The sequence below is a fragment of the Thiolapillus sp. genome (assembly GCF_048562965.1).
Taxonomy (GTDB): Bacteria; Pseudomonadota; Gammaproteobacteria; order Chromatiales; family Chromatiaceae; genus Thiolapillus; species Thiolapillus brandeum_A.
Genome location: NZ_JBHNMF010000353.1, coordinates 1 through 3,454, shown reverse-complemented (window position 1 = coordinate 3,454; position 3,454 = coordinate 1). Strand labels below are relative to the sequence as shown.

Annotated in this window: 5 protein-coding genes; all 5 read left to right on the top strand. The window is 57.7% G+C overall.

The window, feature by feature from the left end; translation table 11 throughout:
- A partial coding sequence (locus ACOCD2_RS14635) for an IS66 family transposase (RefSeq protein WP_419616373.1) occupies positions 1-562 on the top strand: 562 nt, incomplete at its 5' end.
- A 226-nt stretch (positions 563-788) separates the two neighbouring features.
- Positions 789-1,478, top strand: a complete 690-nt coding sequence (locus ACOCD2_RS14630) for a YggS family pyridoxal phosphate-dependent enzyme (protein ID WP_293647220.1) — start codon at positions 789-791, stop codon at positions 1,476-1,478.
- The gene (proC, locus tag ACOCD2_RS14625) at positions 1,475-2,302 is read left to right on the top strand and encodes a pyrroline-5-carboxylate reductase (RefSeq protein ID WP_293647218.1); all 828 of its coding nucleotides are present in this window, start codon (positions 1,475-1,477) and stop codon (positions 2,300-2,302) included. The genes ACOCD2_RS14630 and proC overlap by 4 nt, the downstream gene beginning before the upstream one ends.
- Complete coding sequence (locus tag ACOCD2_RS14620; protein WP_293647217.1) at positions 2,302-2,880, top strand: YggT family protein; 579 nt, start codon at positions 2,302-2,304, stop codon at positions 2,878-2,880. Before proC ends, ACOCD2_RS14620 begins: the two co-directional genes overlap by 1 nt.
- Positions 2,881-2,884: 4 nt before the next feature.
- Positions 2,885-3,169: a DUF167 family protein gene (locus ACOCD2_RS14615; protein WP_293647216.1), complete on the top strand. Its 285-nt coding sequence runs from the start codon at positions 2,885-2,887 to the stop codon at positions 3,167-3,169.
- The last annotated feature ends 285 nt before the right edge of the window (positions 3,170-3,454 follow it).

Genomic DNA, 3,454 nt, shown 5'->3' with positions numbered 1-3,454 from the left:
TCTCTCGTATGACCAATGCGGCCATGGGCTGTGTGGTTCGCACCTGCTGCGCGAGCTCACCTTCGTCATCGACTCCAATAACTATGCCTGGGCGGCCAATATGAAGCGCCTGCTCCAGGAACCCTGCGCCATTGTCGCCAAACGCCAATCGAAGCGCCTGACCGGGAATGAGTACAAAAATCTGCAGAAACGCTACCGCAATATCCTCACCCGCGGTGCAAAGCAGCTCCCGCCTATCCCGCCCAGACAAAACGGCAAACGGGGCCGGGTCGCCAAATCCGATGCGCACAACCTGTGGGAACGACTGAAGAAGCATGAGACGGCAGTACTGCTCTTCGCCAGACTCTCATACGTGCCGTTTACCAACAACCGGGCCGAACGTGACCTGAGAATGAGCAAGGTCAAACAGAAGGTGTCGGGGTGCTTCCGGACAAGAAAGTACGCCGAGGCCTATTGCCGCATCTCCAGTTACCTGCAGACCATGGCAAATCAGGGATACAATCCGCTGGTCGCCATTCAAATGGCCTTTTCGGGACAGCTCTATGCTGATAGGGGTGAGTAGTTACTCCGAAGCGTTGTGCTTGACGCTGAAAGCAAGCAGTTCTGTAATGTCCATGAAATCCCTCTTTTTTTCCGGGAAGAAAACTGCCGGATGCACTCAGGTAAAGACCTGCGCCGCCCGACATCGCCCCCCGATGTTCGATGCAATCACAATAGCTTTATACAATCACAATAGCTTTATAATAGTACAGACCCAAACGATCCCATAAGGTATTTTTCAGGTTGCCATGAGCAAACTGCAACAAAGATTATCACAGGTGCAAGCACAGATTAGGCGCTTTGCCTTATCTTGTGACAGAGATCCAACCAGCGTACGACTCATTGCTGTAAGCAAGACCCGCCCGGCCAGCGAGATTCGCGAGGTCTGGAAGGCAGGACAGAAGGCGTTTGCCGAAAACTACCTGCAGGATGCCCTGCAAAAAATCCCCCTGCTGCAGGATTGCGATATCGAATGGCATTTTATCGGCCGCATCCAGTCCAACAAGACCCGGCCCATCGCAGAGAACTTCGCGTGGGTGCATACCCTGAGCAGCCTGAAACACGGCCGGCGGCTCAGCGAACAGCGTCCTGAAGGGCTGCCACCCGTCAACATTTGCGTGCAGCTGAATCTCACCGGAGAAGCCAGCAAGAGTGGTATATCCGCAGACGAACTGGCGCCCCTGCTTGAAAAACTGGCAGATCTGCCCCATCTGCAGCTGAGAGGGCTGATGACCATGCCCCCCGCATCAGCAACCACGGCGGAGCAACACGAAGTGTTTTCTCAATTGCATCGGTTGCTGACAGAAATGAACCGGCAGGGCCATGGGTTGGACAGCCTTTCCATGGGGATGTCGGGAGATATGCAGGCAGCCATCTGTGAAGGCGCTACAATGGTGCGCATTGGCACTGCGATATTCGGACCGAGAACACAGCAATGAAGACAAAGACTCTGGCATTCATCGGCGGCGGCAATATGGCCAGCGCCCTGATCAAAGGACTGATCGAAGACGGCATCCCCCCCCAGAACATCCTGGTGGCCGAACCCGATGATCAGCGCCGGGAACAGCTCGCCGCCAGCTTCGGTGTGCGTACCGTGGATGACAACAGCCTGGCCGCAAACGAGGCGGATATTCTCATCCTCGCGGTCAAGCCCCAGGTGCTGAAAGCGGTAGCGACTGCCCTGGCGCCCGCGCTGAATCGGAAAAAACCACTGTGTCTGTCCATCGCCGCCGGCATCCGGCACGCCAGTCTGCAGGCATGGCTGGGTGAAGACATCCCCCTGGTGCGCGTGATGCCCAATACCCCCGCCATGCTGGGAGCCGGCGCCAGTGGCCTGTATGCGCCAGCCAGCGTCGGCGACGACCAGCGCAGTGAGGCCGAGCACATCATGCGCGCCACGGGCATCGCCGTGTGGCTGGACGATGAAAGTCAGATGGATGCCCTCACCGCCGTATCAGGCAGTGGTCCTGCCTATTTTTTCCTGTTCATGGAAGCCATGGAAAACAGTGCGCGCAAACTGGGGCTGCCCGACAAGACCGCCCACCTGCTGGTGCTGCAGACCGCCCTGGGCGCCGCGCGCATGGCCATGGAGAGCGCCACCGAACTGGAAGACCTGCGCAGGAGCGTCACCTCTCCCGGCGGCACCACGGAAAAGGCCCTGGACAGTTTTAGGGAACATGAGCTGGAAAAGCTGGTCGACAAGGCGCTGACCGCCGCGCGGGACAGGTCCATCGAAATGTCCACCGCGATGGGAGAAGACTGATGGGAACAAGCTACGCCACCAACCCACTGATTTTCATTCTGCAGTTTGTATTCGAAGCCTACATACTTGTCGTGCTGTTGCGCTTTTTCCTGCAGCTGACCCGCGCCGATTTCTACAATCCCCTGTCCCAGTTCATCGTCAAGGTCACCTCCCCAGTGCTGGTGCCCCTGCGCCGCATGATTCCCAGCATGGGCGGCATGGATGTGGCCGCACTGGTACTGGCCTGGGCACTCAAGGCCGTGGAACTGCTGCTGGTAGTACTGATCTCCACCGGCGCCTTTTCTCCCGGCTATGCCATCCTTGGCGCCATCCCGGGTCTGGTCGGGCCCACCATCAATATCTTTCTCTATGCCATTATCATTCAGGCCATACTCAGCTGGGTCAATCCGGGCACCTACAACCCCGCAGCCAGCCTGCTCTATTCCCTGACCGCACCTGTCCTGCGGCCTGTACAGCGCTTCATTCCACCCATTGGCGGCATCGACCTCTCTCCCATGGCCGCCATACTGGGGCTGATCGTGCTGAAAATGCTCATCCTGCCCCCGCTGAACCAGCTGGTGGCAGCACTCATCTCATAGCGCTGTGAGCTGGTACCGGCTGGACGGGGAGGATCTGCTGCTGTTCCTGAAGATCCAGCCTCGCGCGGGCAAGGATGCTTTCGGGGAGATCATGGAAGATTCACGCAAGCTGCGCATCAAGGCGCCACCGGTGGACGGCAAGGCCAATGCCTACCTCATCAAATACCTCGCCAAGACATTCAGGGTAACCAGGAAGCAGGTCATTATCGAATCCGGCCTCGGCAGCAAGCACAAACGGATACGCATCACGGACTGCGGCGGGTTACCGGAAGACTTGCTCGCAAAATGAAAAGTTTGGGTCGTCGGCGGATGCGGTTTGCAGGACGTAAGAGCGCAGTGTATTGCGCGGTATCGCTGCAGAGGGTGCGAACAGGGCCGCCGCCCCTACACTAACAGAAAATTCCATGTAGAATAGCGCCACCCGGCACCATCACACACAGCAAGCGATCAAAATGCAAGCGTGTCTTCGGCCTCGTGATAGATTTTGGGACATCCCAGTCCCCAAAATCGACTCGGCCTTTGACAACCTATTCGTGCCCCAGCCGTCCTGGTCACCAAGCACTACACAACAACT